Here is a 25853-nt window from a genome sequence, read left to right as displayed (position 1 = left end):
GGGGTCAGCGCTCGGCTGGACGGCCGAGCCGGGCCAGGATGTCGTCGTGCAGCGCCCCGTTGCTGGCCACGGCGCTGATGTCGGCGGAGTCGGTGCCGGCCGGCGCGGGCCGTCCGGCCAGGTCCGTGACGACTCCGCCCGCCTCGGTGACGATCGGGACCAGCGCGGCGATGTCCCACAGCGACAGCTCCGGCTCCACCATCACGTCCAGTGCACCCTCGGCCAGCAGCATGTAGCCGTAGAAGTCGCCGTACGCGCGGCTGCGCCAGGTGTCGCGCATGAGCTGGAGCACCGCGTCCAGCCGCCCGGCCTGCTCCCACCCGGTCAGCGACGAGTAGCAGAAGCTCGCGTCGCCGAGCGCCGTCACGCCGGAGACCCGGATCGGCGTGCCGTCCGCCGGGCCGGTGCCGGCGAACGCGCCCGCGCCGAGCGCGCCCCACCAGCGGCGGCCCAGCGCCGGGGCGGAGACCAGGCCGAGCACCGGCCGGTCGTGCTCCAGCAACGCGATCAGCGTGGCCCAGACGGGTACGCCCCGGACGAAGTTCTTCGTGCCGTCGATCGGGTCGATCACCCAGCGTCGCCCGTCCGGGCCGGCCGGCGGCTGCTCGCCGTACTCCTCGCCGAGCAGGCCGTCGCCGGGACGGTGGGCGGCCAGCAGCGCGCGGATCTCCCGCTCCACGGCGGTGTCCGCGTCGGAGACCGGGGTCAGGTCCGGCTTGGACTCGACGCGCAGGTCGAGCGCGCGGAACCGGGCCGAGGAGACGGCGTCCGCGGCGTCGGCGAGCAGGTGGGCGAGGGCGAGGTCGTCGGCGTACCCGGTCATGACGGACACGCTAGTGGCGGCGGCCCGGCCGGCGACGGCGGGTCGCCGCCGGTCCGCCGGTCAGGATCCGGCGAGCGGATCGCCGGGGTTGCGCTCCGGCTCGCGCGGGTCGCCCTCGCCGCTGCGGGAGGCCAGCAACCGGCGGTACGAGGCGAGCCGGCGCGCGTCCGCCTTCCCGGCGGCCACCCAGGCGTCGAGCGCGCAGTCCGCCTCGTCGGCGGTGTGCGGGCAGTTGGCCGGGCAGTCCACCGTCGCCTCGACCAGATCCGGGAAGCCGTGCAGCAGGCTCTCGGCGGACACGTGGGCCAGCCCGAAGCTGCGTACCCCCGGGGTGTCGACGATCCAGCCGGTGTCGCCGTCGGCGGCGGGCTCGGCCGGCAGCCGCAGCGCCACGGCGCTGGTCGAGGTGTGCCGGCCCCGGCCGATCGCGCTGACCGTGCCCACCGCCCGTTCGGCGTCCGGGACGAGGCGGTTGACGAGCGTCGACTTGCCCACGCCGGAGTGACCCACCATCACCGAGATCCGGCCGGCGAGCAGCGCCCGCAGCGCGGCCAGGTCGGAGTCCGGGCGGATCAGCACGTACGGCAGCTCCAGCTCGGTGTAGTAGCCGAGCACCGCCTCCGGGCCGGCCAGGTCGGCCTTGGTGAGGCAGAGCAGTGGCTCGATGCCGGCGTCGTACGCGGCCACCAGGCAGCGGTCGATGAATCCGGTACGCGGCGGCGGGTCGGCGAGCGCGCTGACGATCACCAGCTGGTCGGCGTTGGCGACCACCACCCGTTCCAGCCGCCCCTCGGCGGTGGTCTCGTCGTCGTCGGCGGTACGCCGCAGCACCGAGGTCCGCTCGGCGATGCGCACGATGCGGGCCAGCGCGCCCGCCGCCCCGGAGGTGTCCCCGACCAGCCCCACCCGGTCGCCCACCACCACCGACTTGCGTCCCAGCTCACGGGCGCGCATGGCGGTCACGAGCGGTGCGTCCGGCCCGGCGCCGGGGAGCACGCAGGTGTAGCGGCCCCGGTCGACGGCGATGACGAACCCGTCGACGGCGTCGGCGTGCCGGGGCCGGGTGCGCGTACGCGGGCGCGACGACCGGCCCGGTCGTACCCGGACGTCGTCCTCGTCGTACTCGCGCCGCTTCGTCGCCAGGACGTCCCCCCGCTGTCAGTTCTTGCCGGTCACCATCCCCGACCATAGTGCCGGGAACTCCGGCATGGTCTTGGAGGTGCACGCCACGTCGTCGACCTCGATGCCGGGGACGGCGAGCCCGGCCACCGCCGCCGCGTGCGCCATCCGGTGGTCGGCGTACGTGCGGAACGTCCCGCCGCGCAGCGGGCGTGGCCGGATGTCCAGTCCGTCGCGGGTCTCGGTGATGTCCGCGCCGAGCGCGGTGAACTCCTTGGCGAGCGCGGTGACCCGGTCGGTCTCGTGGCCGCGGATGTGGCCGATGCCGGTGAGCCGGGACGGGCCGTCGGCGAGCAGCGTGAGCGCGGTCAGCACCGGGGTCAGCTCGCCGACGTCGGAGAGGTCGGCGTCGAGCCCGCGCACCGTGCCGGTGCCGCGCACGGTCAGGCCGTCGGTGCCGAGGCTCACCTCACCGCCCATCCGGTGCAGCAGCTCCCGGAGCCGCTCGACCGGCTGGAGGCTGCTGCGCGGCCAGCCCTGCAGCGTCACCTCGCCGCCGGTGACCAGCGCGGCGGCGAAGAACGGCGCCGCGCCGGACAGGTCCGGTTCGATCTCCCAGCCGCGCCCGGACAGCGGGCCCGGCTCGACCGTCCAGACGTCGGGCGTGGTGTCGTCCACGGCGGCGCCGGCGGCGCGCAGCATCTGCACCGTCATCCGCACGTGCGGCGCGGACGGCACCGGTGGTCCCACATGCCGGACCACGACGCCCCTGTCGAAGCGCGGCGCGGCCAGCAGCAGCCCGGAGACGAGCTGGCTGGACGCGGAGGCGTCGATCACCACGTCGCCGCCGGTCACCCGGCCCGCGCCGAGCACGACGAGCGGCAGGCTGCCGGCCGGTGGCGCGTCGATCCGGACGCCGAGCGCGCGCAGCGCGCCGATCAGCGGCCCGAGCGGGCGGGTCCGGGCGTGCGGGTCGCCGTCGAACGTGACCCGCCCGGCGGCCAGCCCGGCCACCGGGGGCAGGAACCGCATCACGGTGCCGGCCAGGCCGACGTCGACGTGCGCCGGACCGGCCAGCGGGTAGGGGCGGACCAGCCAGCGGTCGTCGTCCGAGATCGACATGTGGGCGCCGAGCGCGCGCAGGCCACCGGCCATCAGTTCGGTGTCCCGGGCGCGCAGCGGCCGGGCGAGTGTCGACGGCCCGCCGGCGAGCGCGGCGAGCACCAGGGCCCGGGCGGTCATCGACTTGGAGCCGGGCAGGCGCAGCGTCGCGGCGACCGGGTCGCTCGCGGTCGGCGCGGTCCACTGCTGCGGCGGACGCGTCGCGGTCGGATTGCTCACCGTTACATTCTGCCAAGCTCGCGGGCCGGTGGAACCGTCCGCCGCCCCTGCTCCCGTTGGGCGGGACAGCCGGAACGTCCGGATGCGGCTAGCGTGGGCGCCATGTGCGGGAGGTACGCCACGACCCGGAGCGCCGCCGACCTGAGCGGGCTGTTCGAGTCGGCCGACGAGACCGGTGGGGTGACGCCGGACTACAACGTCGCGCCGACCGACCCGGTGCCGCTGGTCCGGCTCGCCCCGGACGGTCATCGACTGCTCTCCCTCGGCCGCTGGGGCCTGCTCCCGCAGTGGTCGCGCAGCGCCGCCGGGGCCGCCCGCATGATCAACGCGCGGGCCGAGACGGTGGCCACCAGCCGGGCGTACGCGTCGTCCTTCGCCCGCCGCCGCTGCCTGGTCCCCGCCGACGGGTGGTACGAGTGGGTCCGCCTCGCCGACGGCGGGCGCCAGCCCTACTTCATGACCCCGCGGGACGGCTCGGTCCTGGCCTTCGCCGGCATCTGGTCGGTCTGGGAGTCGGCCGGTGCGGCTCGGCTCACGTTCAGCGTGCTCACCACCGCCGCGACCAGCGAGCTGGCCGAGGTGCACGACCGGATGCCGCTGCTGCTGTCGCCGGAGCGCTGGGCGGAGTGGCTCGGCCCGGCCGAGGAGCCGGCGGAACTGCTCGCGCCGCCGGACGCCGGCCTGCTCGCCGGGCTGGAGATCCGGCCCGTGTCCCGGGCTGTCGGCGACGTCCGCAACGACGGCCCGGAGCTGGTCGCCGCGGTGGCTCCGGCGGGTGCCGGGACGGCAACCGGACCGACGCTGTTCTGATCACGCTCCGCCACATTCGCGTGCCCCGTTTGCCGGGGTTGGGCCGGAAAAGTCGCCCGGACGTTCAGTCAGTTTCATTGAAGACCCTTGTCCTTACGTATTCGAATGCGATAGAACACAGCGCCGGTGATGGGCGTCTGTTCGCACGGGGCGGATGACACCCATCGATCTTGTGAGAGATCTACGCCGGTTCCCACGGGGGAGGTGGGTGTATTGACACGGGCACGTATGCCGCGTCCGCACGAGGTAGCCGCCGCACGGCGCGATCCGCGACTGCTGCGGGCGCTGAGCGAACGACGCCAGGACGACGCGTGGCGCACCAGGGGCACCTGTCAGAACGTCGATCCGGAGACGTTCTTTCCGGCACCGAACGAACCGGCCGACGCGGCGGTGGCGCTCTGCCGCACCTGCGACGTCCAGGGCTCCTGCCTGGCCTGGGCGCTTGAGGTGGGCGACTGCCACGGCGTCTGGGGCGGCACCACGCCGCGTGAGCGGCGCGCCATGCTGGTGGCCTGGCGCAGCGAGGTGCAGCCGGATCCGGACGCGTTCGACGACGCCGGTCCGCCGGTGCGCGACCGCCTGCTCACGCTGGTCCCGCTGAGCTGATCCCGACGTCGCCCGTGGCCCGCTCCGGCAGGCCGCGGGCGACGTCGGCGTTTCCGCGCCGGACCACCGGCGGGCGCACCGGTCCGCGCAGAATGGGCCGGTGCGGCACGACGACGAGATCGACACCCCACGCGGACCCGCCCGGCTCCGCTTCGACACACCCGCCGACGCCACCACGGTGCTGGTGCTCGGGCACGGCGCCGGTGGTGACGTGGACGCGCCCGACCTGACCGCGGTGCGGGACGCGGTGCTCGCCGCCGGGGCCGGGGTGGCCCTGGTGACCCAGCCGTACCGGGTCGCCGGGCGACGCGCGCCCGCTCCCGCCGGGCACCTCGACGAGGCGTGGACGGCGGTCCTGGCCGACCTGCGCCGACGTGCCCCGCTGGTGCGCCACTGGGTGGTCGGCGGCCGGTCCAGCGGCGCCCGGGTGGCCTGCCGTACCGCCACCGCCGTCGGCGCGGCCGGAGTCGTCGCGCTGGCGTTCCCGCTGCACCCGCCGGGACGACCGGAACGCTCCCGGGCCGGCGAACTGCTCACCGGGCTGCCCACGCTCGTCGTCAACGGCGACCGGGACCCGTTCGGCGTGCCCGAGCCGGGCCCCGGCATCGAGGTGGTGGTCCGGCCGGGGGAGCGCCACGACCTGCGCCGCGATCCGGCCGGTACGGCCGCCGTGGTGCGGGACTGGCTGCGCGTACACGAGTGGTCGTCCTGACCGGGCGGCGTGCGCCGTGACCGTCCGGCGCGGCGGGTCGTTGCACCGGTTGGTGCCGGCCGCCCGGTTCGGGCGCGCCGGGGCCACCCTCCCAGGCCCTTCCTGGTCCCAGCGTCGGTCGCGGCCGAGGCCGGGACCAGGATCGGGTGGGGCCGGAGGAATGCCACGCCCCACAACTCGCGTTGTCTTCCTGTGGACGACGACAGAGCCATCGCGAGGGGGGTGACCGGTGCCGATCGAGACACGGAGCCGGGAACGGGACGAACGGGACGAGCGCCAGCTCCGGCGGCTGCTCGACGCGCCGGAGTGGCCCGCGGCGGCGTCGGTCGTGAGCACCGGCACACACTCCGGAAGTGAATCTGCCGGTAGGTGGGTACGCGTATCCTCGGCGGGAAAGCATCCGACGCGAGGGGATGTGCGGTTGACCACCGAGAAGACGGACGAGCGCAGGGCCCGCTTCGAGCGGGACGCGATGCCCTTCGTCGATCAGCTCTACGCTGCCGGGCTGCGGATGACCCGCAACCCGGCGGACGCGGAGGACCTGGTTCAGGAGACGTACCTGAAGGCGTACGCCGCCTTCCACCAGTTCGAGCAGGGCACGAACCTGAAGGCCTGGCTCTACCGGATCCTGACCAACACCTACATCAACACCTACCGCAAGCGGCAGCGCCAGCCCATTCAGGCGCCGACCGAGGAGATCACCGACTGGCAGCTCGCCGAGGCCGAGTCGCACACGTCCAGCGGCCTGCGCTCGGCCGAGACGGAGGCGCTCGACCGGCTGCCGGACAGCGACGTCAAGGAGGCCCTCCAGCAGTTGCCGGAGGAGTTCCGCCTGGCCGTCTACCTGACCGACGTCGAGGGCTTCTCGTACAAGGAGGTCGCCGACATCATGGGCACGCCGATCGGCACCGTGATGTCCCGTCTGCACCGTGGCCGACGTAATCTGCGGAAGCTGCTGGAGCAGTACGCGGCGGAGCGGGGTTTCAGCGCCGCCTCGTCGAAGAAGGGTTCGACCGCCGCCGCCGGCCGGGAGGTGTGACCGTGAGCTGTGGACAACCGCACGAGACGGACTGCCACGAGGTCCTCGCCGAGGTCTACCTCTACCTCGACCTGGAGTGCGCCGAGGAGCGCCGGGTGCTGATCCGGCACCACCTGGACGAGTGCGGGCCGTGCCTGCGCGAGTACGGCATCGAGCAGGAGGTCAAGGCGCTCGTCGCCCGGTGCTGCGGCAACGAGGCGGCCCCGGAGAAGCTGCGGGAGCGGCTGCGCCTGCGGCTGACCGAGCTGGTGGTCTTCGAGACCACCGAGTCCCGCGAACTGGCCGACTGACGAACGACGCGAGACGGCCCGGGTCCGATCACGGACCCGGGCCGTCGCGCTGTCCGGCGACTGCGCCGCCTGATCGGATGATCAGGAGTTGGGGCGCTTGCCGTGGTTGGCGCTGCTCTTCTTGCGGGCCTTCTTCTTACGGGCCTTCTTCGCCATGCTCTGCCTCCTTGTGCTGGTCACGGTTCCGTCCGCGGCGGGGCGCGGCGGAGGTCGCGGTGCGGCACACCGGGCTCGCCGGTGGCCGACCCGCACGATGCTAGTGCCGTCACCGCCCGCCGGGGCGCGGCGGGGCGGATCGCGGCCCGGTGGTGCGCGGCCCGGCGTGACCGGCGTCATGATTGGATACCGTTCGCAGGATTGTCGGGGAGCTGTCGGGGAGAGGGAGGGCCGCGAGATGGCCGAGGAGATCCGCGCCGAGATGGTGGCGAACGTCTGGAAGGTCGTCGTGGCGGCCGGCGACACGGTGTCCGAGGGCGACACCCTCGTCATCCTGGAGTCGATGAAGATGGAGATCCCGGTGGTCGCCGAGTCCGACGGCGTGGTGCAGAAGCTCGCCGTCAACGAGGGCGACGTGGTGCAGGACGGCGACCTGATCGCGGAGATCGGTTGACCGGCCTGCGGGTGCGCCGCGCCGAGCCGGCGGACTTCCCCGTCGTGGCCCGGCTGACCGTCGCCGCGTACGAGGCGGACGGCCAGCTCAAGGACGAGAGCGGGTACGCGCCGGTGCTCGCCGACGTGGCCGGCCGCGCCGAGACCGGCGAGGTGCTGGTGGCCGTCGACGACGCCACCGGCCAGGTGCTGGGTGCGGTGACGTTCGTGCTGCCCGGCACCCCGTACGCCGAACTGGCCGGCCCGGGCGAGGCCGAGTTCCGGATGCTCGCTGTGGATCCGGCCGCACAGGGCCGGGGCGCGGGCGCCGCGCTCGCGACCGCCTGCGTGGCGCGCGCCACGGAGCTGGGCTGCACGGCTGTGGTGATCTGCGTCCGCGCCGGGATGGCGGCGAACGCACACCGCCTCTACGAGCGGCTCGGTTTCGTCAGGTACCCGGAGAAGGACTGGACGCCGCTGCCCGGCATCGACCTGCGCGGCCTGCGCCTGGCCCTGACCGCGGCGGGCTGAACCGGCTCAGTCCTGGCCGGTCTCGCCGGTCTCGCCGATCTTGGCGAGCAGCTCGTCGGCCACCTGGAGCGCGATCCGCTTGCGCTCGTCCTCGGTGATGCCCGGCGCGCGTACCGCGAACCAGCTGCTGTGCACCGCGAACAGCGTGAGCGCGGCCCGGAGCTGGGCGGCGGGCGAGTCGTCGCCCCGGCACAGCTCGTGCGCCAGCCGCATCATCCGGTCCCGCATCTGCTGGCCGGCGACGAGGCTCTTGAGCACCGTCTGGTTCTGCTCGAAGAAGCGCATCACCTGGGGCAGGTCGCCGGCGAACATGCTGTCGGCGTACCTGCCGATCAGGGCACGCCGGGTCGCCAGGGTGGGCGGCTGGTCGGCGGCCCAGGCGATCAGCTCGTCCATCCGGCGCAGCCGGTCGTCGACCAGGCTGGTGACGATCTCGTCCTTGCTCTTGAAGTGGTAGTAGAGCGCCGCCTTGGTCACGCCGAGCCGCTCGGCGATCTCCCGCAGCGACGTCTTCTCGTAGCCCTGTTCGGTGAAGAGTTCCAAGGCGACGGCCTGGATCCGCTCCCGCGTGCCACCTGTGGTCTCCCTCACCGGCCGACATCCTTCCAATCCGCTTGACGTGCGCCCGCCATCAGCTTACCGTCCGGCTAGTAAGTAAACTAGCCGGGCGGCAAGTAAGTCGATCATCCGATCTGCGGGGGAGCCTACCGATGAGTCAACCAGCCCAGGTGACCACGAGACCCAATGTCCGGGTCGTCCTGTTCGGTCTGATGATCGCGATGATGCTCGCGATGCTCGACAACATGATCGTCAGCACCGCGCTGCCGCGGATCGTCTTCGAGTTCGGCGGCGCCGACCACTTCACCTGGGTGGTCACCGCGTACGTGCTGGGCACCACCGTCTCGACGCCGATCTGGGGCAAGCTCGGCGACCTGTACGGCCGCAAGACGGTCTTCCTCACCGCTGTGGTGGTGTTCCTGGTCGGCTCCGCGCTCTGCGGCATGTCCGGCTCCGGCGTCTTCGGCGGCGCCGACACCGGCATGACCGAGCTGATCGCGTTCCGGGCCGTCCAGGGCCTCGGCGCCGGCGGCCTGATGGTCGGCGTCATGGCGATCATCGGTGACCTGGTCCCGCCCCGCGAGCGGGGCCGCTACCAGGGCATGATCGCCGGCATCATGGCCATCGCGATGGTCGCCGGCCCGCTGGTCGGCGGTTTCATCACCGACAACCTCTCCTGGCGCTGGGCGTTCTACGTCAACCTGCCGCTGGGCGGCGCGGCGCTGCTGGTCCTCGCCACCACCATGCACCTGCCGAAGTACCGCACCGAACACAAGATCGACTGGCTGGGCGCGGCGCTGCTGTCCGTCGGCATCACCGCGATCGTGCTGGTGACCACCTGGGGCGGCAACGAGTACGACTGGATCTCGCCGCAGATCCTCGGCCTCGCCGTGCTGGCGGCGCTCGCGCTCGGCGCGTTCGCGGTGGTGGAGCGGCGCGTGCCGGAGCCGATCCTGCCGCTGAGCCTGTTCGCCAACCGCAACTTCGCGCTGATCTCGGTGATCGGGTTCCTGCTCGGCTTCGCCATGTTCGGCGCGATGAACTTCCTGCCGCTCTACCAGCAGACCGTCCAGGGGGCGTCGGCCACGAACAGCGGCCTGCTGCTGCTCCCGCTGATGTTCGGCATGCTCGTGGTGTCGCTCGTGGTCGGCCGGACCATCACCAAGACCGGCCGCTACCGCGTCTTCCCGATCGTCGGCGGCGTGGTCATGGTCGCCGGGATGGGCCTGCTCAGCCTGCTGGACGTGGACACCGGCAAGGCGCAGTCCTCGCTCTACATGATCGTGCTCGGCGTCGGCATGGGCTTCCTCATGCAGACCTCGATGCTGATCGCGCAGAACAGCGTGGAACAGAAGGACCTCGGCGCGGCCAGCGGCGCGGCCACCTTCTTCCGGTCCATCGGCGGCTCGTTCGGCGTCTCCCTCTTCGGCGCGATCTTCGCCAACCGCCTCGCCGGCTCGGCCGCCGGTGCCGCGTTCGCGGGCTCGGGCGGCGAGGGCGGCGCGATGGACCTGGAGGCGCTCAAGAAGCTCACCGGCCCGATGCGCGAGGCGGTGCTCGGCGGCCTGTCCGACGCCATCTCGCACGTCTTCTTCTGGGCCGTCGTCTTCACCGTGGCCGTACCGGTGCTCGCCTGGTTCATCAAGGAGGTGCCGCTGCGCGCGACGAACGACGTACCGCCGGCCGGCACCACACCGGAGGACGAGGCCGAGGCCGCGCTCGGCAGGGCCCCCGTCGCCTGACTCACCCGTAGCGGCCCCGCGCCCCCACCCCGGGGGTACGCGGGGCCGCGTCGCGTCCGCGCTCAGCCTCGGCGGAACAGGGCGGTGAGGCGTCGCCAGAGACGCCGCAGCGGACCGCCCTCGGCGCCGGCGAGCAGCCGGCCGGCGGTGGCACGTGCGGCCGGGTCGAGGGCCGGGGTGGCCCGCGCCAGGTACGCCAGCGACACCGCCACCGGGGTACGCCGGAACGGCCCGGCCGCGACCTCGGTGATCCGCCCGGACACCAGCGCGGCCACGTCGGCGCGCGTGTCCGGGTGCACCCAGGCGGCGGTGACCAGGGCGAACAGTGCCGCCTCGGCGGCCGGTCCGAGATCACCGGCGGCCAGTTCCCCCAGCACCCGACGCCGGGTCGACCGCTCCCACGGCTCGTCGGTGCGGTGGTGCAGCAGGCCCAGGCAGGCCCAGACCTGTGCGCAGCGCGTCCACAGTGCCGGATCCTGCCCGCCGAGCACCCGGCCCAGCGCCGTCGCCGGTGCCTGCGGCGGATGTGCCAGCAGGGCGAGCAGATCGGCGAGGTCCAGTGTGGCCAGTCCGACCGCGGCGTCGTACGCGGCCGGCGGATGCGCCCACGCCGGGTGCGCGAGCTGCTGGAGCCGCCGTACCGCCGACGCCGAGGGAGCGGGACCGTCGGGGGGCGGGACGTCGTCACCCGCCGGGGTCACCTGCCCGAGCCAGGGGCGGCCCCGGCAGCACTCGGCGAGGTCACCGTGCTCGTGTGTGTCGTCCGGGTGGTCGCGGACGAAGTCGGCGAGCGCCACCAGGTGGTCCACGTCGCCGTCGCGCAGGTAGCGCAGCCGGTGCGCGGTGTGCACCGCGCAGTCGAACGCGGGGTCCTTCGCCAGTGCCCTGTCGATCCAGCCCAGCGCCGCGTCGAGCCGGCCGTTGTCGGCCAGCGTGCCGGCGATGTCCGCGTAGACGGCGAGGTCGTCGGGGTCGAGCGCGACAGCGCGTTCCAGTGCGGCGAGCGCGTCGGCGGTCCGGCCGGCGCTGCGGTACGCGTACCCGAGCCACACCTCGCCGAGTTTGGTGGGCTGTGCGCGTACCCCCCGGGTGGCCCAGGTGACGGCGAGGGTGACCTCGCCGAGACGCCGGGCCAGTGCGGACGCCGCGCCCAGCAGCAGCGGATGGGCCGGATGGACGGTGATCGCGTTGCGGGCCAGCGTGAGGTACGGCGCGAGCGGCTCGCGCAGCCGGCGCGGCGCCGGGTCCGGCGCCGCCGCGCAGACCTGCATGAGGATCCGGGCGGTGCGCTCGGGGTCGAGGCGTTCCGGCAGGTCGGCGGCGGTCACCCAGGGCACCGCGGCCCAGGGCGCGGTCGGCGCGTAGCCGGTGGCGGCGGCGAGCAGGTCGAGCCCTTCGGCGGGACGGCCGGCGGCGGCGAGCAGGTGCGCGCGGGCCACCACGGCGCCGACGAACGCCTGCTGACCGAGCGGGAAGAGGTCCAGGTCGCCGCCGCTGGCCGCGTTCAGCCGGGCGAGCGTCTCGTGCGCCTCGGGCAGCGTGGGGGAGCGGACCAGCGCGGCGGCCACGTGGTCGGCGGCGTGCCGCAGGTCCCCCTCGCCCAGCGCCAGCCGGGCCAGTGCGAGTTCCTCCTCCGCGGAGAGCGCGGCGTCGTCCTCGGGCACGTCGTCCTCTCGCCGGTCGGGTCGGTCGTCAGCCGGGCAAGCCTAGGGGATCTTCCGTCAATTAGTGATCCACTGCGCACTCCTGTTCGTTGCGTTGATTGAGGCTGCTCAAACGTGCAAGACTGAGCATCGAACGCGCGGGAAACGCGCAGAAGGAGGTCTGGAGTGACGCGAGCAGGGGCCGGAATGGCCGCCGACATCGACGAGCAGCCGGCCGGTTACGAGCGTCTGCTCTCCACCGAGCACGCGTCGGCCATCGCCGAGGTGGCGGCCGTCGTCGCGCAACGGCGCCCCCGGCACGTCGTCTTCACCGCCCGGGGCACCTCCGACCACGCCGCGCTCTACGCGGCCTACCTGACCGAGATCCGCCTCGGACTGCCCGCCGGGCTGGCCTCCCCGAGCGCGATCACCGTCTTCGGCGCCCGGCCCGACCTCTCCGACGCGCTCGTCGTCGGCGTCAGCCAGAGCGGCGGCTCACCCGACCTGGCCGAGGTGCTGCGGGTCGCCCGCGCCTCCGGCGCGCTCACCCTCGCGGTCACCAACAACCCCGGCTCGCCGCTGGTGGAGACCGCCGAGCTGAGCGTCGACATCGCCGCCGGCCACGAACGCGCGGTCGCCGCCACCAAGACCTACACCGCCGAGCTGCTCGCGCTGCTCATGCTGATCGAGGGGGTACGCGCCGGCGACGGCGTGCTGCCCGCCGAGGAGCACGCCGCCCTGAGCCGCCTGCCCGAACTGGCCGCGCAGACGCTCGCCGACGACACCCCGGCCCGGCTCGCCCCGCGCTACCGGTTCGCCGCCCAACTCGTCACCACCGGGCGGGGGTACGCGTACCCGACCGCGCGGGAGGCGGCGCTGAAGCTGATGGAGACCTCGTACCTCCCGGCGCTCGCCTTCTCCGGCGCCGACCTGCTGCACGGCCCGCTCGCCATGACCGACCCGGACGTCCCGGTGCTCGCCGTGGTCGGCTCCGGCCCCGGCGGCACGTCCATGCGTGAGGTGCTGCCCCGCCTCGGCGAGCGCCGCGCCGACGTGGTCGTGGTCGGCTCCGCCGAGGTCGGCGAGACCCGGATGGCGGTGCCCGAGGTCGACGAGCGGTACGCGCCGCTGCTCGACATCCTGCCGCTGCAACGGCTCGCGCTGTCCCTGGCGCTGGCCCGGGGCGAGGATCCGGACGCGCCGCGCGGCTTGAAGAAGGTCACGGCGACGATGTGAGGTCCGGCGTGGCACGCTGTGTGGCGTGTCCACCCTCCGTGACCTCGCCGAGGAGCACACCGCGCTCCGCCCGGCCGACATCGACCACCTGCACCGGATCGCCGGCGACTGGCAGCTGCTGTCCGACCTGTCCTTCGCCGACCTGCTGCTCTGGGTGCCGGTGGACGGTGACGGCACGTTCCTCTGCGTGGCCCAGGTCCGTCCCACCACCGCCCCGACCGCCTACCTGGACGACCAGGTCGGGCGCATCGTCGGCGGGGCCGAGGTGGCCCACCTGGAGGTGGCCCACCGGCAGGGACGGATCTGGCGCGAGGGCGACCCGGTCTGGTACGGCGACGTCCCGGCCCGCCACGAGGCGATCCCGGTCCGGCTGCGCACCGGCGACGGTGAGGCCGGCGAGGTGATCGCCGTGGTGGGCCGGGACACCAACCTGTCCACCGCGCGCACCCCGAGCCAGCTCGAACTGAACTACCTGACCACCGCCGACGACCTCGCCCAGATGATCGCCGACGGCACGTTCCCGCCGCCCCGGCACCCCGGCGAGACCACCTCGGCGCCCCGGGTCGGCGACGGCCTGGTGCGGCTCGACGCCAACGGCAAGGTCACCTACGCCAGCCCGAACGCGCAGTCCGCGTACCGCCGCCTCGGCTACGCCTCCCACCTCGTCGGCGAGGACCTGGCCAAACTGCACCGCCGGCTCGCCGGCGACCCGCTCGAAGGCACCGACGCGGGCAACGCCGTACTCGCCGCGCTGCGCGGCGAGGCACCACCCCGCCGGGAGATCGACGCCCGCGGCGCCACCATGCTCACCCGGGCGCTGCCGCTGATGCCCGCCGGAGTGCCGATCGGCGCGCTGGTGCTGGTCCGCGACATCACCGAGGTACGCCGTCGCGACCGCGCCCTGATCACCAAGGACGCCACCATCCGGGAGATCCACCACCGGGTGAAGAACAACCTCCAGACCGTCGCCGCGCTGCTGCGCCTCCAGGCCCGGCGGGTCGCCATGCCCGAGGCGCGGGTGGCGCTGGAGGAATCGGTACGCCGGGTCGCCTCGATCGCGCTCGTCCACGAGACGCTCTCCCTGTCCAGCGACGAGGCGGTCGAGTTCGACGGCATCGTCGACCGGGTCGCCAGCGCCGCCACCGAGGTCGCCGCCACCGAGGTGAGCGTGGGCATGCGCCGCCGCGGCACGTTCGGCATCCTGCCCGCCGAGATCGCCACCTCGCTGGTGATGGTGCTCAACGAGCTGCTGCTCAACGCCGTGGAACACGGCTTCCCGCCGGCCGACGAGGAGAACGGTGCCCTCTCGCCCGCGGACGCGCCCCGGCCCGAGGCCGAGGTCACCGCGACTCGGCCCGAGGTGGTGGTCACCGCGCACCGGGCCCGCAAGCAGTTGCACGTCACCGTCACCGACAACGGCCGGGGACTGCCCGAGCAGTTCGATGCCGAACGCGGTGGCAACCTGGGCCTCCAGATCGTCCGGGCGCTGGTCACCGGCGAACTGCGCGGCACCATCGAGCTGCGCAACGGCGCCGACGGCGGCACCGAGGCGGCCATCGTCGTACCGCTGGCCCGCGGCACCACCGACCGCCTCACCGGACGAGCAGGGCCACCGTGATCCCCGGCCGCGGCCACACCCGCCGCACCGTGTAGCCCGCGCGCAGCGCGTCGCCCTTCGCACCAGGCACCGCCGCCGGCGGGTCGGCGCGGCGGCCGGTGACCACCAGCCACACCCGGTCCGTCCCGGCCAGGCACCGCGCCGGGTCGTCGCACTCCACGGCCCAGAGACTCGCGTCCTGACGCTGGTCGCGGACCACGAGCACGTCGCGCGGCAGCCTCGACCGCAGGTGGTACGCCATGCCGAGATCCGGGAACAGCCACCCGTCCCGGGGCGAGTAGACGATCGCGTCGCCCGGCTGTTGCTCGGCGCGGATGATCCCGGCCGCGCCCGCGTAGTCGACCGGTGCGCTGCGCGGCCACTCGTGCGTACGGCGCAGGGCCGCCTGATCGGGCAGCCCGAGCAGCCCGGCCAGGACCACCACCGCGATTCCCGCCGCGACCCGTCCGCGCGGCGACGTCGGTCCTTGCTCTGCTTCCGTGGACGCGGCAGTGCGGCCGGCTGCGGCGGGTGTCGCCGTGCGCTCTGGTTCGGCGGGCGTCGCTGTTCCCGGCGTTCGGGCCGGCGCGGGAGTGACCCGCGCGGCAGCCAGCGCGGCGCCGGCAAGTACGCAGGCGAACGGCACGGTGAAGACGAGGTAGCGGGTCACCCACAGCGGCACCGTCGTCCCGGCGGCGAAGACCAGCACCACCGGCAGCAGCACGGCGGCGACCGGCAGCAGCGCCCGGCGACCCAGCCGGGCCGCGCCGAGCGCCGCGAGCGCGAGCACGAACCCGCCGACGACACCGCTCTGCGCCAGCGCGCCCGGTAACGCCGCCAGGTCGGGCAGGCGCGCCGGGTCCACCCAGTCGAGTTGCCGTCCACGCTGTCCCCGCGCCACCAGCGCCAGTGGGGTGACGAGCACGGCGACCGGCACCAGCGCCAGCAGCCACCCGGCCAGCACCCGTCGGCCGGGCGCCGACGCCTCCCGAGCCTCGCCGGTCACGTCCTGCCGTTCCGCGTCCGGCGCGTCCGTGCCGTGCTCCCTGCTCCCGGGATGCGGTGACACCCGTGGCGTTCCACCGGCGCTCGATCTCGTGGCCGGGTGGAACGCCGTGGGTGTCTGCGGGGCGCCGTGACACCCGTGGTGTTCCACCGGCGCTCGATCTCGTGGCTGAGTGGAACGCCACGGGTGTCTGCGGCATGGCCGGCTCGCGTCGGGCATCTCGGCTCGGGACCGGCCGGGCGGATCGACGACCGCAGCGGGGCCACGTGCGGCGGTCAGCAGCACCACCACGGCGTGGGCGGCGAGCAGGGTGAGCGCGATCAGGTGGAGCAGGGCGAGCGCGGCGACGGCGAGGGCGTACCCGGCCCAGCGTCGCCAGGTCGGCCGGCGCAGCGCCTCGACCAGCAGCAGCGTGGCCAGCACGGCGAACAGCGTGGCGAGGGCGTACGGGCGGGCCTCCTGGCCGTACCGCGAGGTGACCGGCAGTACCGCGAACAGCAGTCCGGCCAGCAGTCCGGCGCGACTGCCGACGAGCATCGCGCCGAGGCGGGCGGTGAGCGCGGCAGCCACTGCCATCGCGAGCGCGGAGGGCAGTCGCAGCGCGGTCGGCGACGTGCCGGCCAGCGCGGTCCAGCCGTGCATGAGCAGGTAGTACGGCCCGGTCGCGGCGTCGATCGTGCGGGTCATCCGGACCAGGTCCGGTACCGGGCGAGTGGCGGCGCTCCAGGTCGCCAGCTCATCCCGCCACGGCTGGGCGTGCCCGATGCCGGTCAGTGTCACCGCGAGCGTGAGCAGTCCGGGTACCACCCACACCACCGGACCCGGCCGGCTGCGGACGGACGCGGGCGCGAACCTCCTCACCCCCGCAGCCTCACACGCCCAGCCCTTCCCGCCCGCCCGCTCCACCGATTCCCACCCACCCGGCCCCCCGACCGGCCCCCGACCCGGCCCTCGCCCCGGCCCCACGCCCGGACCCGGTCGATCATGAAGTTGGCCGCACGCACTGTCCCTTTTGTCCCCGCCAACTTCATGATCAACGGAGCGGGCGGGTGGGGTTGAGCTTGTTGACCAAGGAGATTGCGGCCTGGGGTGGCGGGTTGGGGGGCGGGGGTGGGGATGGGGGTCGATGTGGGGGTGGGCCCGTGATGTGGGATCACAGTGTGGAGCTGTGGTCGTGCGGGGCGTGGTGTGGCAGCATGAGGCACATGACCGCCGCTGTCGTCCGCCGCTTCGTGGCTCGTCGCCACGTCGATTACGGCCGCGTGCGCAGCGCGATCTGTCCGGCCCACTGACGACGCCCGACCCTTCCGTCTCGGGCGCGTACTCGCGCCGGCCGTCATCGACATCGCCGTCCACGGCCCTCTCCAGGGCCGGCCGCCGCGTCCGCGCTCCAGGCACCGCAGCAGACCATGGAGGACGCCGCGATGGCGGTCAGCAGCACCCCGACCCGTCCCGACACCCCGGCGCCTGCCGCCCGTGCGCCCCGCCGGCCACGCGGCGAGGGGCAGTGGGCGCTCGGACACCGTGAGCCGCTCAACCCCAACGAGCGGATCAAGAAGGACGACGACCCGCTGAACGTGCGGGACCGGATCGAGAACATCTACGCCCACCGCGGTTTCGCCTCGATCGACCCGCAGGACCTGCGTGGCCGGTTCCGCTGGTGGGGCCTCTACACCCAGCGCAAGGCCGGCATCGACGGCGGGCGTACCGCCGTGCTGGAGCCGCACGAGCTGGAGGACGAGTTCTTCATGCTCCGCGTCCGGGTGGACGGCGGCCAGCTCAACCTGGCCCAGCTCCGCGTGATCGCGGACATCTCCCGCGAGTTCGCCCGGGACACCGCCGACATCACCGACCGGCAGAACATCCAGTACCACTGGATCCGGGTCGAGGACATGCCGGAGATCTGGCGCCGGCTGGAGGCGGTCGGCCTGCAGACCACGGAGGCGTGCGGCGACTGCCCCCGGATCGTGCTGGGCAGTCCGGTCGCCGGGGTGGCCCGCGACGAGGTGCTCGACCCGACGCCGGCGATCGACGAGATCGTCCGCCGGTACGTCGGCGACAAGGCGTTCTCCAACCTGCCCCGCAAGTTCAAGACCTCGATCTCCTGGCTGGTCGACACGCCGTACGAGGCGAACGACATCGCGTTCCTCGGCGTGGAGCACCCGGAGCACGGGCCCGGGTTCGACGTGTGGGTCGGCGGCGGGCTCTCCACCAACCCGATGCTCGCCAAGCGGCTCGGCGTCTGGGTGCCGCTGAACGAGGTACCGGACGTGTGGGCCGGTGTGGTCGGCATCTTCCGCGACTACGGCTACCGCCGGCTGCGCAACCGGGCCCGGCTGAAGTTCCTGGTCGCCGACTGGGGCGTGGAGCGCTTCCGGGAGGTGCTGGAGAAGGAGTACCTGGGCCGCACGCTGCTCGACGGTCCGGCCGCGAACCTGCCGGCGAAGCCGGTCGACCACATCGGCGTGCACCGGCAGAGTGACGGCGCGAACTACGTGGGCGCGGCCCCGGTGGTGGGCCGGGTGTCCGGCACCCAGCTGGCGCAGCTCGCCGACGTGGTCGAGGCGCACGGCAGCGACCGGGTGCGGCTCACCCCGTACCAGAAGCTGCTCGTGCTGGACGTGGCGCCGGAGCGGACCGACTCGCTTGTCACGGCGCTGCGCGGGATCGGCCTGGAGGCCCGGCCGTCGGCCTGGCGGCGCGGCACGATGGCCTGCACCGGCATCGAGTTCTGCAAGCTCGCCATCGTCGAGACCAAGCGGCGCGGCGAGGAGCTGGTCGCGCGCCTGGAGGAGCGGCTGCGCGACTTCGACGCGGACATCTCCATCCACCTCAACGGCTGCCCGAACGCCTGCGCCCGCACCCAGGTCGCCGACATCGGGCTCAAGGGCCAGCTCGTGGTCGGCCCGGACGGCCGGCAGGTCGAGGGCTTCCAGGTGCACCTCGGCGGCGGCCTCGGCATGGCGCAGGGGCAGACCGCCGGCTTCGGCCGCAAGCTGCGCGGTCTGAAGACCACCGCCGAGGAGCTTCCGGAGTACGTGGAACGGCTCGCCCGCCGTTACCTGGCCGGCCGGACCGAGGGTGAGACGTTCGCCAACTGGGTGATCAGAGCCGACGAGGAGGAGCTCCGATGAGCGAGCGAAGCGAGCGAACCATCCGGTTCAGTGCGGCCGTGCCTCATCGTGCCGGCGAGCGAAGCGAGGTGGCGCGATGAGCGACGCCCGATCTGCGCCTCTCTACTGCCCGTACTGCGGGGAGGAGGACCTGCGACCGCACGAGGCCGGGCACGGCGCCTGGGAGTGCCACGCCTGCGCGCGGGTCTTCGCGGTGAAGTTCACCGGCCTGCTGAGCCGGGCGGTGACCCGGTGAGCGGCCTCGTCTCGGCCGCCGGCCTCGGCCTGATCGGCGCGGCCGAGCCGACGCGCCGCGACCCGGAGGAGCTGCGGGCGCTGGCCGAGCAGGCCGGCCGGGAGCTGGCCGACGCGCCGGCGATCGAGATCGCCCGGTGGGCGGTGGAGACGTTCGGCGAGCGCTTCTGCGTGACCAGCTCGATGGCCGACGGCGTGGTGGCGCACCTGGTCTCCCGGGTCGCGCCCGGCGTCGACGTGGTGTTCCTGGACACCGGGCTGCACTTCCCGGAGACGCTGCGCGTCCGCGACGAGGTGGCCCGGCGGATGCCGGTGCGGGTGCGGTCGATCCGGCCACGGATGACTGTGGGGCAGCAGGACGGCCAGTACGGTCCGCGCCTGTTCAACAGGTCCCCGGACGACTGCTGCCAGCTGCGCAAGGTGGAGCCGCTGGAGCGGGCGCTGTCCGGGTACGACGCCTGGGCCACCGGGCTGCGCCGGGACGAGTCGCCGACCCGGGCGAACACGCCGGTGGTGGGCTTCGACGCGCGGCGCGGCAAGGTCAAGGTGAACCCGATCGCGGCGTGGACGCAGCGGGAGGTGGACGCCTACGTGGCCCGGTACGACATCCCGGTGAACGAGCTGTTCGCCCGCGGCTACGGCTCGATCGGCTGCTGGCCGTGCACGCGGCGGACGAAGGCGGGGGAGGACCCGCGCGCCGGGCGCTGGGCGATGTTCGAGAAGACCGAGTGCGGCCTGCACACCTGAGCGCCGGGCCACCGGTGGTGCTGGTGGCCCACGGCAGCCGTGACCCACGTGCGGCGGAGGCGACCCGGGCGCTGGCCCGGGCCGTGGCGGACACCTGCCCCGGTCGTCCGGTGCTGTCGAGCTGGCTCGACCACACCGATCCCGGGCCGGCCGAGGTGCTGCGCGGGCTGGCCGACGCCGGCCACTCCCGGGCGGTCCTGGTGCCGCTGCTGCTGACCGCCGCGTACCACCGGAAGGTGGACATCCCGGCGGCGGTCGCGGCGGCCGGCGCGGACATCGAGGTACGGGTGACGGACGTGCTGGGGCCGACCGGCGGCGGGGTGGACGGCGGGCTGCTGGACGGGCTGCGCCGCCGTCTGGCGGAGGCGACCGGTGACGGGCCGGACGGCCTGGACGCGGTGGTGCTGGCGGCGGCCGGTACCCGGGATCCGGCGGCGCGGGCCTCGGTGGGCCGGGTCGCCGCGGCGTTCGGCGCCGGGCTCGGAGTGCCCTGCCGTGTCTCGTACGCCTCGGCGGCGCCCCCGGAGGTCGGCGGCGCGGTGACGCGACTGCGCGCGGCGGGCGCCCGCCGGGTCGCGGTGGCCGCCTACTTCCTGGCCCCGGGCCGGTTCCACGACGGGGTACGCGCGTCGGCCCGGTCGGCGGGCGCGGTCGCCGTGGCGGATCCCCTGACCGACCTGCCGGAACTGGCCGACCTGGTCCGGCGGCGGGTGGCGGCGGTGGCGGGCTGACCCGGTCCGGGACAGCAGAACGCCCCGGCCGGAATCCCGGCCGGGGCGGTCAGCGTGTACGGGTCAGGCGGAGTGAGCGCGCAGCACCCGGAGGCCGCCGCGGCGCTTCACCGCGCGACGCTCCTCTTCGCTCATCCCACCCCAGACGCCGGCGTCCTGACCGGACTCCAGCGCCCACTGCAGGCACTGGTCGGTCACGGGGCAGCGCCGGCAGACGGCCTTCGCCTGCTCCACCTGAAGGAGGGCCGGGCCGGACGTCCCGATCGGGAAGAACAGCTCCGGGTCCTCGTCGCGGCAGACCGAATCGTGGCGCCAGTCCATGGCGGCAACACTCCTCATTCTTAGTGGGTGGCCAGATAACGCTTCGTTGCTATTTCTATATGCGTCCGCATTGCCGAATGGTGACGGTCAGCATCCATCAATTCGGCGCAGCGTGAGCAGGCTGTGGGGTGCCCGGACCTGCTGGAACAGCTCAACCGAACGAGCATATCCAGGCAATGTCCCGGCAACACGAGTTCGCTTGTGAATACTTTCACGAACTACAGCGATGTCAAGGGTGACGCTCGGAAAAACTCCGAACAGTGAGCGGGCTCACCACCCATTTGTCCGGGTTTGCCAGAGCCCTGGTTACCCGGCGTGCCACAGTCGATAATCAATGTAGTACGGTCTGCGTGACGTTGCTGACATTTCCGGCACCCTTCCTCGGCGTGGCGGCCCACCGCGCCCGCGCGGCGGGGGGTCCGCGTCAACCGACTGGGATACCCGAGACCTAGCAGATTACTCTCAGTGCGGCCGGTACGGATGTGAATCGGACTTTCTCCCGCTCGCCGAGGTAGTCCCCGTCCAGCTGGAACGGCAGCGGGCGCTCCGAGACCAGCGTGAACTCCGCCACGTCGTGCAGCCGCAGCACCTGTTTGCCGTGGGGATCCGGCCGTTTGGAGAAGAACTGCACCGCTGTGCGGGCCGTACTGGCGACCCGCAGCCGCCGCAACGCGAGCACGTCGAGCCCCAGGTCGAACGACGCCTCCGGGTTCGGGTTGATCTCCCGGTCGCCCAGATACGTCCACGGCGCGGTGTTCTGGATGATCGCGGTGGCCAGTTCCGTCGCGGGCGCCTCACCCGGGCGCTCCAGCGTGATCGACGGGTGACGGCGGTCCGAGCCGACGAAGTACTGACCCGCGGTGGAGCGGAAGTAGAGCGCCGGGGTGGAGACGCGCCCCTTCTTGCGGGCCTGCTCCACCCGGCGGATGACCGCCGCGTCCAGCCCGAAGCCGGCGCAGAACGTGAAGTAGCGGTCGTCGGCCCGGCCCAGCCCGATCGTGCGGGACCGGCCCAGCCGCAGCCCCTCCAGGATCATGCTGGTGCCGTCCGGCCACTCCCGGGGCAGCCCGAGCGCGCGGGCGAAGACGTTCGTGGAACCACCCGGCACGGTGGCCAGCGCGGGCAGCCGCTCGGCCGAGGTCTGTCCGGTACGGAACGTCGGCGGCTCCGCCGCCATCAGGCCGTTCACCACCTCGTTGACGGTGCCGTCGCCGCCGAGCGTGACCACCAGGTCGACGCCCTCCTGGGCGGCCTCCCGGGCCAGGTCCATGGCGTGGCCCCGCCGGCGGGTGTACCGCACCGACAGGTCGACTTCACTGCGCAACGCCCGGACCAGCACGTCCCGGCTGCGCTCGCTGGTGGTGGTGGCCTTCGGATTGACCACCAGGACGGCCCGCATGGGCGGCACTGTACCGCGACTACCCACCGGTATCGTGGCGCCCGTGACGATCGACTCCGACCCGCTCCCCGGCACGCTGCGCGCCGCGGTGCTCCTGCTACGTGCCCAGGCGGTGGCGCTGGGGCTGATCGCGGTGTGGCTCATCTGGTCCGACCTCACCGCCGACACGACGGATCTGACCTCGGCGCTGCTGGTGACCGTCTTCGCGGTCGGGGGCGCGGTGGCGCTCTGGGCTCTCGGCGGTGCGCTGTCCCGCCGCCGGGCCGGTGCCCGCGCGCCGGCCATCGTGCTTCAGCTCATGCTGCTGCCGGTCGGCTGGTTCATGATCGAGGGCGGCATGGGCTGGCTCGGGGTGCCGCTGATCGTGCTCGGGATCGGCATGGTCGGGCTGCTGGTGAGCGGGCCGACGAACCGCGCGCTGGGTTTCGGCGAGCCGGCCGGCTGAGCGCCGCCGGCCCCGTGGCCGCGCGTCGGTCAGTAGACGCCGGCGCGACGGGTCAGCAGCGAGATGGTGGCCCGGCCGCCGGACGCGTGGGCGTTCGCCCCGGTGGTCAGCGCGGTCAGCACCTTCCAGGCGAACGACGACTCGGACGGCAGCGTGGCGCCCCGGACCGTCGGCACCGTCACCTCGACGGTGAGGGCGTCGTCGGTGACCGCGAACCGGCACTCCAGTTCGGCGTCGCGGGTGGCGATGGCGAGCAGCATGGCGCACGCCTCGTCGACGGCGATGCGCAGATCCTCGATCTCGTCGAGGGCGAACTGGAGCCGGGCCGCGAGGCCGGCCGTGGCGGTGCGGAGCACGCCGAGGTAACCACCGTCGGCGGGCACGGTGAGGTGGACGACGTCGTCATCGGTCGTCGGGTGCCCGGTCAGTTGAGTCACGGCTCCTCCCCCCGGTGCGGGACTCTACCCGGTCAGCGGGCGGGGCGCGTGGGCGCGGCCGCCGCGTGCGTGGCGAGCTCGCGCAACGCCGGCCCGGCCAGGCGGTACGGCGTCCACTCGTCCATCGGCGTGGCGCCGATCGCGGCGTAGAAGCGGGCCGCCGGGTTCCAGTGGATCATCCACCACTCCAGGCGCTGGTAGCCGCGCTCGACGCAGATCGCGGCCAGCGTGGCGAGCAGCATCCGGCCGGCGCCGGTGCCCCGGGCGTCCGGGCGGACGTAGAGGTCCTCCAGGTAGATGCCGTGCACGCCGGCCCAGGTGGAGAAGTTGAGGAACCAGAGCGCGAAGCCGACCGGTTGGTCCGACGCGTCGACGGCGACGTGGCCGTACAGCGCCGGGGACGGGCCGAACAGGGCCGCGTCGAGCTGTGCCGTGGTGAGGTGGCACTGCTCGGGCGCGCGCTCGTACTCGGCGAGTTCGTGCACCATGGCGACGACGGCCGGTACGTCCTCGGGACGTACCGGCCGGATCGTCGGAGTGCCGTCGGGCGACGTCACGCCTGCTTGGTCTCCCAGAAGATCTTCGAGATCTCGTCGATCTTCGCCAGCAGCTCGTCGGCCTTGGCCGGGTCGGTGCCGCCCTTGGCGCCGGCCGCACCGGCCAGCTTGGTGGCCTCGTTGAACAGCTGGTGCAGGTGCGGGTACTTCTCGAAGTGCGGCGCCTTGAAGTAGTCGGTCCAGAGCACCCACAGGTGGTGCTTGACCAGCTCGGCCCGCTGCTCCTTGATCAGGATGGCGCGGGTGCGGAACTCCGGGTCGGTGTTGGCCTGGTACTTCTCGCAGATCATTTTGACCGACTCGGCCTCGATCCGGGCCTGGGCCGGGTCGTATACGCCGCAGGGCAGGTCGCAGTGAGCGCTGGCCGTCACCCGGGGCGTGAGGATGCGGGGAAGGCGCATCAGGGTCCTCCATGGGTTGTTTGCGATGATCCAAGACGACATTACTCCTGGAGACGCCCTCCGGGGCTGGGAGGTGACATGGCGCCCACCGGTGAACCTCCGGCCCTGCGCGGCCCGCTGGTGCCGGTGCTGGTGACCGGCCCGTCCATGGCCCCGACGCTGCGTCACGGCGACGCGGTGCTGGTCCGCACGAAAGGCCGGCCGGTACGCCCCGGCGACGTCGTCGTCGCGGTGTTCCGCAGCCGTCCCGACCTGCTCGTCGTCAAGCGCGCCGTGGAACCGCGCGACGGTGGATGGTGGTTGCGCGGCGACAACGAGTTCGTCGCCGACGACTCCCGGGCGTACGGGGTGGCCGACGTCCGCGGCCGGGTGGTGGCCCGCTGGTGGCCCCGTCCAGGACGGGTCAAGCGCCGGTAGGAGCCGTATCGGATATGACCCCGCTCACATACTGGGCGCCGGTGCGTGACTATGCTCGAAAAGTGCCCGGGTGACCCCCGCACCGCCGCGCCGCCGGTCGCTGACCACCGCTGACCACGCCGGCCGGTCCGTCTGCTCGACAGATCCTGGAGTCACCATGTCTTCGTCCACCCCGGACCCCGCCGATCCCGTCTTCCGCCTGCACGTCGGCGGCAAGATGGCAGTCGCCTCCACCGTGCCGCTGACCAGCCGCGAGGACCTCTCCCTCGCGTACACCCCGGGGGTTGCCCGGGTGTGTGAGGCGATCGCCGCCGACCCCGCGCTCGCCGACACCTACACCTGGGTGTCGCACACCGTCGCCGTGGTCACCGACGGTTCCGCCGTACTCGGTCTGGGCAACATCGGCCCGCGCGCCGCGCTCCCGGTGATGGAGGGCAAGGCGGTCCTGTTCAAGCAGTTCGCGGGCGTGGACGCGGTGCCGGTCTGCCTGGACACCCAGGACGTGGACGAGATCGTTGCTACGGTCAAGGCGCTCGCGCCCTCGTTCGGCGGGATCAACCTGGAGGACATCAGCGCCCCGCGCTGCTTCGAGGTGGAGCGCCGGCTCGACGAGGCGCTGGACATCCCGGTCTTCCACGACGACCAGCACGGCACCGCGATCGTGGTGCTCGCCGCGCTGCGCAACGCCGCGGCGCTGCTCAACCGCAAGCTCGGCGACCTGCGGGTGGCGGTCAGCGGCGCGGGCGCGGCCGGGGTGGCGGTCACCAAAATGCTGATCGCCGGTGGCGTCGACCCGGACCGCGTGGTGGTGTGCGACTCGCGCGGCATCATCGGGCGGCACCGCGAGCTGACCGGCACCAAGGCCGAGCTGGCCGAGCTCACCAACGCCGAGGGCCGGCAGGGCGACATCACCGAGGCGCTGCGCGACGCGGACGTGCTCGTGGGCGTCTCCGGCGGCCAGATCCCGGAGGCGGCGGTGGCCGGCATGGCCCCCGGCGGCATCGTGTTCGCGCTCGCCAACCCCACCCCGGAGGTGCACCCCGAGGTGGCCGCCCGGCACGTGGCGGTGGTCGCCACCGGGCGCAGCGACTACCCGAACCAGATCAACAACGTGCTCGCGTTCCCCGGTGTGTTCCGGGGCGCGCTGGACGCCGGGGCCACCCGGATCACCGACTCGATGAAGGTGGCCGCCGCCGACGCCATCGCCGGCGTGGTCGCCGAGTCGCTCACCGCCGACGCGATCGTGCCTTCTCCGCTGGACCCGCGCGTCGCGCCGGCGGTGGCCGAGGCGGTCGCCGAAGCCGCCCGCCGCGACGGCGTCGCCCGCCGCTGAGATGTAAGGAAGGGGCCCTTCCTAACGCCTCCGGTAGAGGAAGGGCCCCTTCTTAA

The 25853-nt window shown here is 73.5% G+C and carries 29 protein-coding genes; 17 read left to right on the top strand and 12 right to left on the bottom strand.

Annotated elements, in window-relative coordinates:
- Nucleotides 1-4 precede the first annotated feature (4 nt).
- From hisN to aroA, 3 genes are all read right to left on the bottom strand, one after another.
- Complete coding sequence (hisN, locus tag NMK34_RS25895) at nucleotides 5-823, bottom strand: histidinol-phosphatase (protein WP_318335574.1); 819 nt, start codon at nucleotides 821-823, stop codon at nucleotides 5-7.
- Nucleotides 824-883: 60 nt separating this feature from the next.
- On the bottom strand, nucleotides 884-1819 hold the full coding sequence (gene rsgA / locus NMK34_RS25890; protein ID WP_318335573.1) for a ribosome small subunit-dependent GTPase A: 936 nt from the start codon (nucleotides 1817-1819) through the stop codon (nucleotides 884-886).
- A 162-nt stretch (nucleotides 1820-1981) separates the two neighbouring features.
- Nucleotides 1982-3283 carry a 3-phosphoshikimate 1-carboxyvinyltransferase gene (aroA, locus tag NMK34_RS25885; protein WP_318335572.1) on the bottom strand — a complete coding sequence of 434 codons (1302 nt, stop codon included), beginning with the start codon at nucleotides 3281-3283 and terminating at the stop codon, nucleotides 1982-1984.
- Between the two features lie 102 nt (nucleotides 3284-3385).
- On the opposite strand from aroA, the gene NMK34_RS25880 reads away from it, so the two are divergent.
- The 5 genes from NMK34_RS25880 to rsrA all read left to right on the top strand — a co-directional run bounded on the left by NMK34_RS25880 (nucleotide 3386) and on the right by rsrA (nucleotide 6740).
- On the top strand, nucleotides 3386-4093 hold the full coding sequence (locus NMK34_RS25880; protein WP_318335571.1) for an SOS response-associated peptidase: 708 nt from the start codon (nucleotides 3386-3388) through the stop codon (nucleotides 4091-4093).
- A gap of 213 nt (nucleotides 4094-4306) precedes the next feature.
- Nucleotides 4307-4699: a WhiB family transcriptional regulator gene (locus tag NMK34_RS25875; protein WP_318335570.1), complete on the top strand. Its 393-nt coding sequence runs from the start codon at nucleotides 4307-4309 to the stop codon at nucleotides 4697-4699.
- Nucleotides 4700-4799: 100 nt separating this feature from the next.
- Nucleotides 4800-5411, top strand: coding sequence for an alpha/beta family hydrolase (locus tag NMK34_RS25870; RefSeq protein ID WP_318335569.1), 612 nt, complete (start codon nucleotides 4800-4802; stop codon nucleotides 5409-5411).
- Between the two features lie 229 nt (nucleotides 5412-5640).
- Nucleotides 5641-6450 (top strand): sigma-70 family RNA polymerase sigma factor, encoded by an 810-nt coding sequence (locus NMK34_RS25865; protein WP_013288373.1) that lies wholly within the window; start codon nucleotides 5641-5643, stop codon nucleotides 6448-6450.
- A 2-nt stretch (nucleotides 6451-6452) separates the two neighbouring features.
- A complete protein-coding gene (gene rsrA, locus NMK34_RS25860; RefSeq protein ID WP_135241896.1) occupies nucleotides 6453-6740 on the top strand; it encodes a mycothiol system anti-sigma-R factor in 288 nt (95 codons plus the stop codon).
- Nucleotides 6741-6821: 81 nt separating this feature from the next.
- Here rsrA and NMK34_RS30955 read toward each other — a convergent pair whose 3' ends face one another.
- On the bottom strand, nucleotides 6822-6896 hold the full coding sequence (locus NMK34_RS30955) for a 50S ribosomal protein bL37 (protein WP_369752275.1): 75 nt from the start codon (nucleotides 6894-6896) through the stop codon (nucleotides 6822-6824).
- A 238-nt stretch (nucleotides 6897-7134) separates the two neighbouring features.
- Here NMK34_RS30955 and NMK34_RS25855 point away from each other — a divergent pair, with 238 nt between their 5' ends.
- Together NMK34_RS25855 and NMK34_RS25850 are read left to right on the top strand one after the other, a co-directional pair.
- Nucleotides 7135-7350, top strand: a complete 216-nt coding sequence (locus NMK34_RS25855; RefSeq protein WP_135241895.1) for a biotin/lipoyl-binding carrier protein — start codon at nucleotides 7135-7137, stop codon at nucleotides 7348-7350.
- The gene (locus NMK34_RS25850; RefSeq protein WP_318335568.1) at nucleotides 7347-7859 is read left to right on the top strand and encodes a GNAT family N-acetyltransferase; all 513 of its coding nucleotides are present in this window, start codon (nucleotides 7347-7349) and stop codon (nucleotides 7857-7859) included. The genes NMK34_RS25855 and NMK34_RS25850 overlap by 4 nt, the downstream gene beginning before the upstream one ends.
- A 6-nt stretch (nucleotides 7860-7865) precedes the next feature.
- Here NMK34_RS25850 and NMK34_RS25845 read toward each other — a convergent pair whose 3' ends face one another.
- The gene (locus NMK34_RS25845; RefSeq protein ID WP_318335567.1) at nucleotides 7866-8450 is read right to left on the bottom strand and encodes a helix-turn-helix domain-containing protein; all 585 of its coding nucleotides are present in this window, start codon (nucleotides 8448-8450) and stop codon (nucleotides 7866-7868) included.
- A 119-nt stretch (nucleotides 8451-8569) separates the two neighbouring features.
- Between NMK34_RS25845 and NMK34_RS25840 the strand changes: the two genes are divergently transcribed.
- Nucleotides 8570-10159, top strand: coding sequence for an MDR family MFS transporter (locus NMK34_RS25840; protein ID WP_318335566.1), 1590 nt, complete (start codon nucleotides 8570-8572; stop codon nucleotides 10157-10159).
- A gap of 62 nt (nucleotides 10160-10221) precedes the next feature.
- Here the strand turns inward: NMK34_RS25840 and NMK34_RS25835 are convergent, their stop codons facing one another.
- Nucleotides 10222-11823, bottom strand: coding sequence for a tetratricopeptide repeat protein (locus NMK34_RS25835; RefSeq protein ID WP_318335565.1), 1602 nt, complete (start codon nucleotides 11821-11823; stop codon nucleotides 10222-10224).
- A gap of 186 nt (nucleotides 11824-12009) precedes the next feature.
- Between NMK34_RS25835 and NMK34_RS25830 the strand changes: the two genes are divergently transcribed.
- Together NMK34_RS25830 and NMK34_RS25825 are read left to right on the top strand one after the other, a co-directional pair.
- Nucleotides 12010-13038 carry an SIS domain-containing protein gene (locus NMK34_RS25830; RefSeq protein ID WP_318336425.1) on the top strand — a complete coding sequence of 343 codons (1029 nt, stop codon included), beginning with the start codon at nucleotides 12010-12012 and terminating at the stop codon, nucleotides 13036-13038.
- 25 nt (nucleotides 13039-13063) lie between these two features.
- Entirely contained in the window at nucleotides 13064-14656 is a 1593-nt protein-coding gene (locus tag NMK34_RS25825; RefSeq protein WP_318335564.1) for a histidine kinase N-terminal domain-containing protein, read from the top strand.
- Here NMK34_RS25825 and NMK34_RS25820 read toward each other — a convergent pair.
- The gene (locus NMK34_RS25820; RefSeq protein WP_318335563.1) at nucleotides 14631-16502 is read right to left on the bottom strand and encodes a glycosyltransferase family 39 protein; all 1872 of its coding nucleotides are present in this window, start codon (nucleotides 16500-16502) and stop codon (nucleotides 14631-14633) included. The genes NMK34_RS25825 and NMK34_RS25820 overlap by 26 nt on opposite strands.
- Before the next feature lie 563 nt (nucleotides 16503-17065).
- On the opposite strand from NMK34_RS25820, the gene NMK34_RS25815 reads away from it, so the two are divergent.
- The 4 genes from NMK34_RS25815 to NMK34_RS25800 all read left to right on the top strand — a co-directional run bounded on the left by NMK34_RS25815 (nucleotide 17066) and on the right by NMK34_RS25800 (nucleotide 20487).
- Nucleotides 17066-18775: a nitrite/sulfite reductase gene (locus NMK34_RS25815; RefSeq protein WP_318335562.1), complete on the top strand. Its 1710-nt coding sequence runs from the start codon at nucleotides 17066-17068 to the stop codon at nucleotides 18773-18775.
- 76 nt (nucleotides 18776-18851) lie between these two features.
- The gene (locus tag NMK34_RS25810; RefSeq protein ID WP_013288361.1) at nucleotides 18852-19010 is read left to right on the top strand and encodes a hypothetical protein; all 159 of its coding nucleotides are present in this window, start codon (nucleotides 18852-18854) and stop codon (nucleotides 19008-19010) included.
- A complete protein-coding gene (locus NMK34_RS25805; protein ID WP_318335561.1) occupies nucleotides 19007-19756 on the top strand; it encodes a phosphoadenylyl-sulfate reductase in 750 nt (249 codons plus the stop codon). Before NMK34_RS25810 ends, NMK34_RS25805 begins: the two co-directional genes overlap by 4 nt.
- Complete coding sequence (locus tag NMK34_RS25800; protein WP_318335560.1) at nucleotides 19738-20487, top strand: sirohydrochlorin chelatase; 750 nt, start codon at nucleotides 19738-19740, stop codon at nucleotides 20485-20487. Before NMK34_RS25805 ends, NMK34_RS25800 begins: the two co-directional genes overlap by 19 nt.
- Before the next feature lie 63 nt (nucleotides 20488-20550).
- On the opposite strand, the gene NMK34_RS25795 is transcribed toward NMK34_RS25800, so the two are convergent.
- On the bottom strand, nucleotides 20551-20808 hold the full coding sequence (locus NMK34_RS25795; RefSeq protein ID WP_013288358.1) for a WhiB family transcriptional regulator: 258 nt from the start codon (nucleotides 20806-20808) through the stop codon (nucleotides 20551-20553).
- A 448-nt stretch (nucleotides 20809-21256) separates the two neighbouring features.
- Nucleotides 21257-22207, bottom strand: a complete 951-nt coding sequence (locus NMK34_RS25790) for a diacylglycerol/lipid kinase family protein (RefSeq protein WP_135241886.1) — start codon at nucleotides 22205-22207, stop codon at nucleotides 21257-21259.
- A gap of 43 nt (nucleotides 22208-22250) precedes the next feature.
- On the opposite strand from NMK34_RS25790, the gene NMK34_RS25785 reads away from it, so the two are divergent.
- The gene (locus NMK34_RS25785; protein ID WP_318335559.1) at nucleotides 22251-22652 is read left to right on the top strand and encodes a hypothetical protein; all 402 of its coding nucleotides are present in this window, start codon (nucleotides 22251-22253) and stop codon (nucleotides 22650-22652) included.
- A 29-nt stretch (nucleotides 22653-22681) separates the two neighbouring features.
- On the opposite strand, the gene NMK34_RS25780 is transcribed toward NMK34_RS25785, so the two are convergent.
- Genes NMK34_RS25780 through sodN form a run of 3 tightly spaced genes read right to left on the bottom strand, consistent with a single transcriptional unit; the run spans nucleotide 22682 to nucleotide 24047 of the window.
- Entirely contained in the window at nucleotides 22682-23089 is a 408-nt protein-coding gene (locus NMK34_RS25780) for an ATP-binding protein (RefSeq protein WP_013475278.1), read from the bottom strand.
- 32 nt (nucleotides 23090-23121) lie between these two features.
- The gene (locus NMK34_RS25775; RefSeq protein ID WP_318335558.1) at nucleotides 23122-23646 is read right to left on the bottom strand and encodes a GNAT family N-acetyltransferase; all 525 of its coding nucleotides are present in this window, start codon (nucleotides 23644-23646) and stop codon (nucleotides 23122-23124) included.
- Entirely contained in the window at nucleotides 23643-24047 is a 405-nt protein-coding gene (gene sodN, locus NMK34_RS25770) for a superoxide dismutase, Ni (RefSeq protein WP_013288353.1), read from the bottom strand. The genes NMK34_RS25775 and sodN overlap by 4 nt, the downstream gene beginning before the upstream one ends.
- A 78-nt stretch (nucleotides 24048-24125) precedes the next feature.
- Here sodN and NMK34_RS25765 point away from each other — a divergent pair, with 78 nt between their 5' ends.
- Complete coding sequence (locus NMK34_RS25765; protein WP_318335557.1) at nucleotides 24126-24464, top strand: S26 family signal peptidase; 339 nt, start codon at nucleotides 24126-24128, stop codon at nucleotides 24462-24464.
- Between the two features lie 157 nt (nucleotides 24465-24621).
- The gene (locus tag NMK34_RS25760) at nucleotides 24622-25797 is read left to right on the top strand and encodes an NADP-dependent malic enzyme (RefSeq protein WP_318335556.1); all 1176 of its coding nucleotides are present in this window, start codon (nucleotides 24622-24624) and stop codon (nucleotides 25795-25797) included.
- The last annotated feature ends 56 nt before the right edge of the window (nucleotides 25798-25853 follow it).

It is taken from the genome of Micromonospora sp. BRA006-A, from assembly GCF_033433935.1.
In the GTDB taxonomy this organism is placed as follows: Bacteria; Actinomycetota; Actinomycetes; order Mycobacteriales; family Micromonosporaceae; genus Micromonospora; species Micromonospora aurantiaca.
The sequence above is the reverse complement of the archived record's forward strand: the minus strand, read 5'-3'. Positions and strand labels throughout refer to the sequence as shown.

What these genes read in the sequence shown, in the direction of transcription:
- NMK34_RS25790 (WP_135241886.1), bottom strand. Translation starts at nt 22,207, where the DNA reads ATGCGGGCCGTCCTGGTGGTCAATCCGAAGGCCACCACCACCAGCGAG.
- NMK34_RS25840 (WP_318335566.1), top strand. Translation starts at nt 8,570, where the DNA reads ATGAGTCAACCAGCCCAGGTGACCACGAGACCCAATGTCCGGGTCGTC.
- NMK34_RS25830 (WP_318336425.1), top strand. Translation starts at nt 12,010, where the DNA reads ATGGCCGCCGACATCGACGAGCAGCCGGCCGGTTACGAGCGTCTGCTC.
- hisN (WP_318335574.1), bottom strand. Translation starts at nt 823, where the DNA reads ATGACCGGGTACGCCGACGACCTCGCCCTCGCCCACCTGCTCGCCGAC.
- NMK34_RS25855 (WP_135241895.1), top strand. Translation starts at nt 7,135, where the DNA reads ATGGCCGAGGAGATCCGCGCCGAGATGGTGGCGAACGTCTGGAAGGTC.
- NMK34_RS25815 (WP_318335562.1), top strand. Translation starts at nt 17,066, where the DNA reads ATGGCGGTCAGCAGCACCCCGACCCGTCCCGACACCCCGGCGCCTGCC.
- sodN (WP_013288353.1), bottom strand. Translation starts at nt 24,047, where the DNA reads ATGCGCCTTCCCCGCATCCTCACGCCCCGGGTGACGGCCAGCGCTCAC.
- NMK34_RS25765 (WP_318335557.1), top strand. Translation starts at nt 24,126, where the DNA reads ATGGCGCCCACCGGTGAACCTCCGGCCCTGCGCGGCCCGCTGGTGCCG.
- NMK34_RS25810 (WP_013288361.1), top strand. Translation starts at nt 18,852, where the DNA reads ATGAGCGACGCCCGATCTGCGCCTCTCTACTGCCCGTACTGCGGGGAG.
- NMK34_RS25760 (WP_318335556.1), top strand. Translation starts at nt 24,622, where the DNA reads ATGTCTTCGTCCACCCCGGACCCCGCCGATCCCGTCTTCCGCCTGCAC.
- NMK34_RS25880 (WP_318335571.1), top strand. Translation starts at nt 3,386, where the DNA reads ATGTGCGGGAGGTACGCCACGACCCGGAGCGCCGCCGACCTGAGCGGG.
- NMK34_RS25795 (WP_013288358.1), bottom strand. Translation starts at nt 20,808, where the DNA reads ATGGACTGGCGCCACGATTCGGTCTGCCGCGACGAGGACCCGGAGCTG.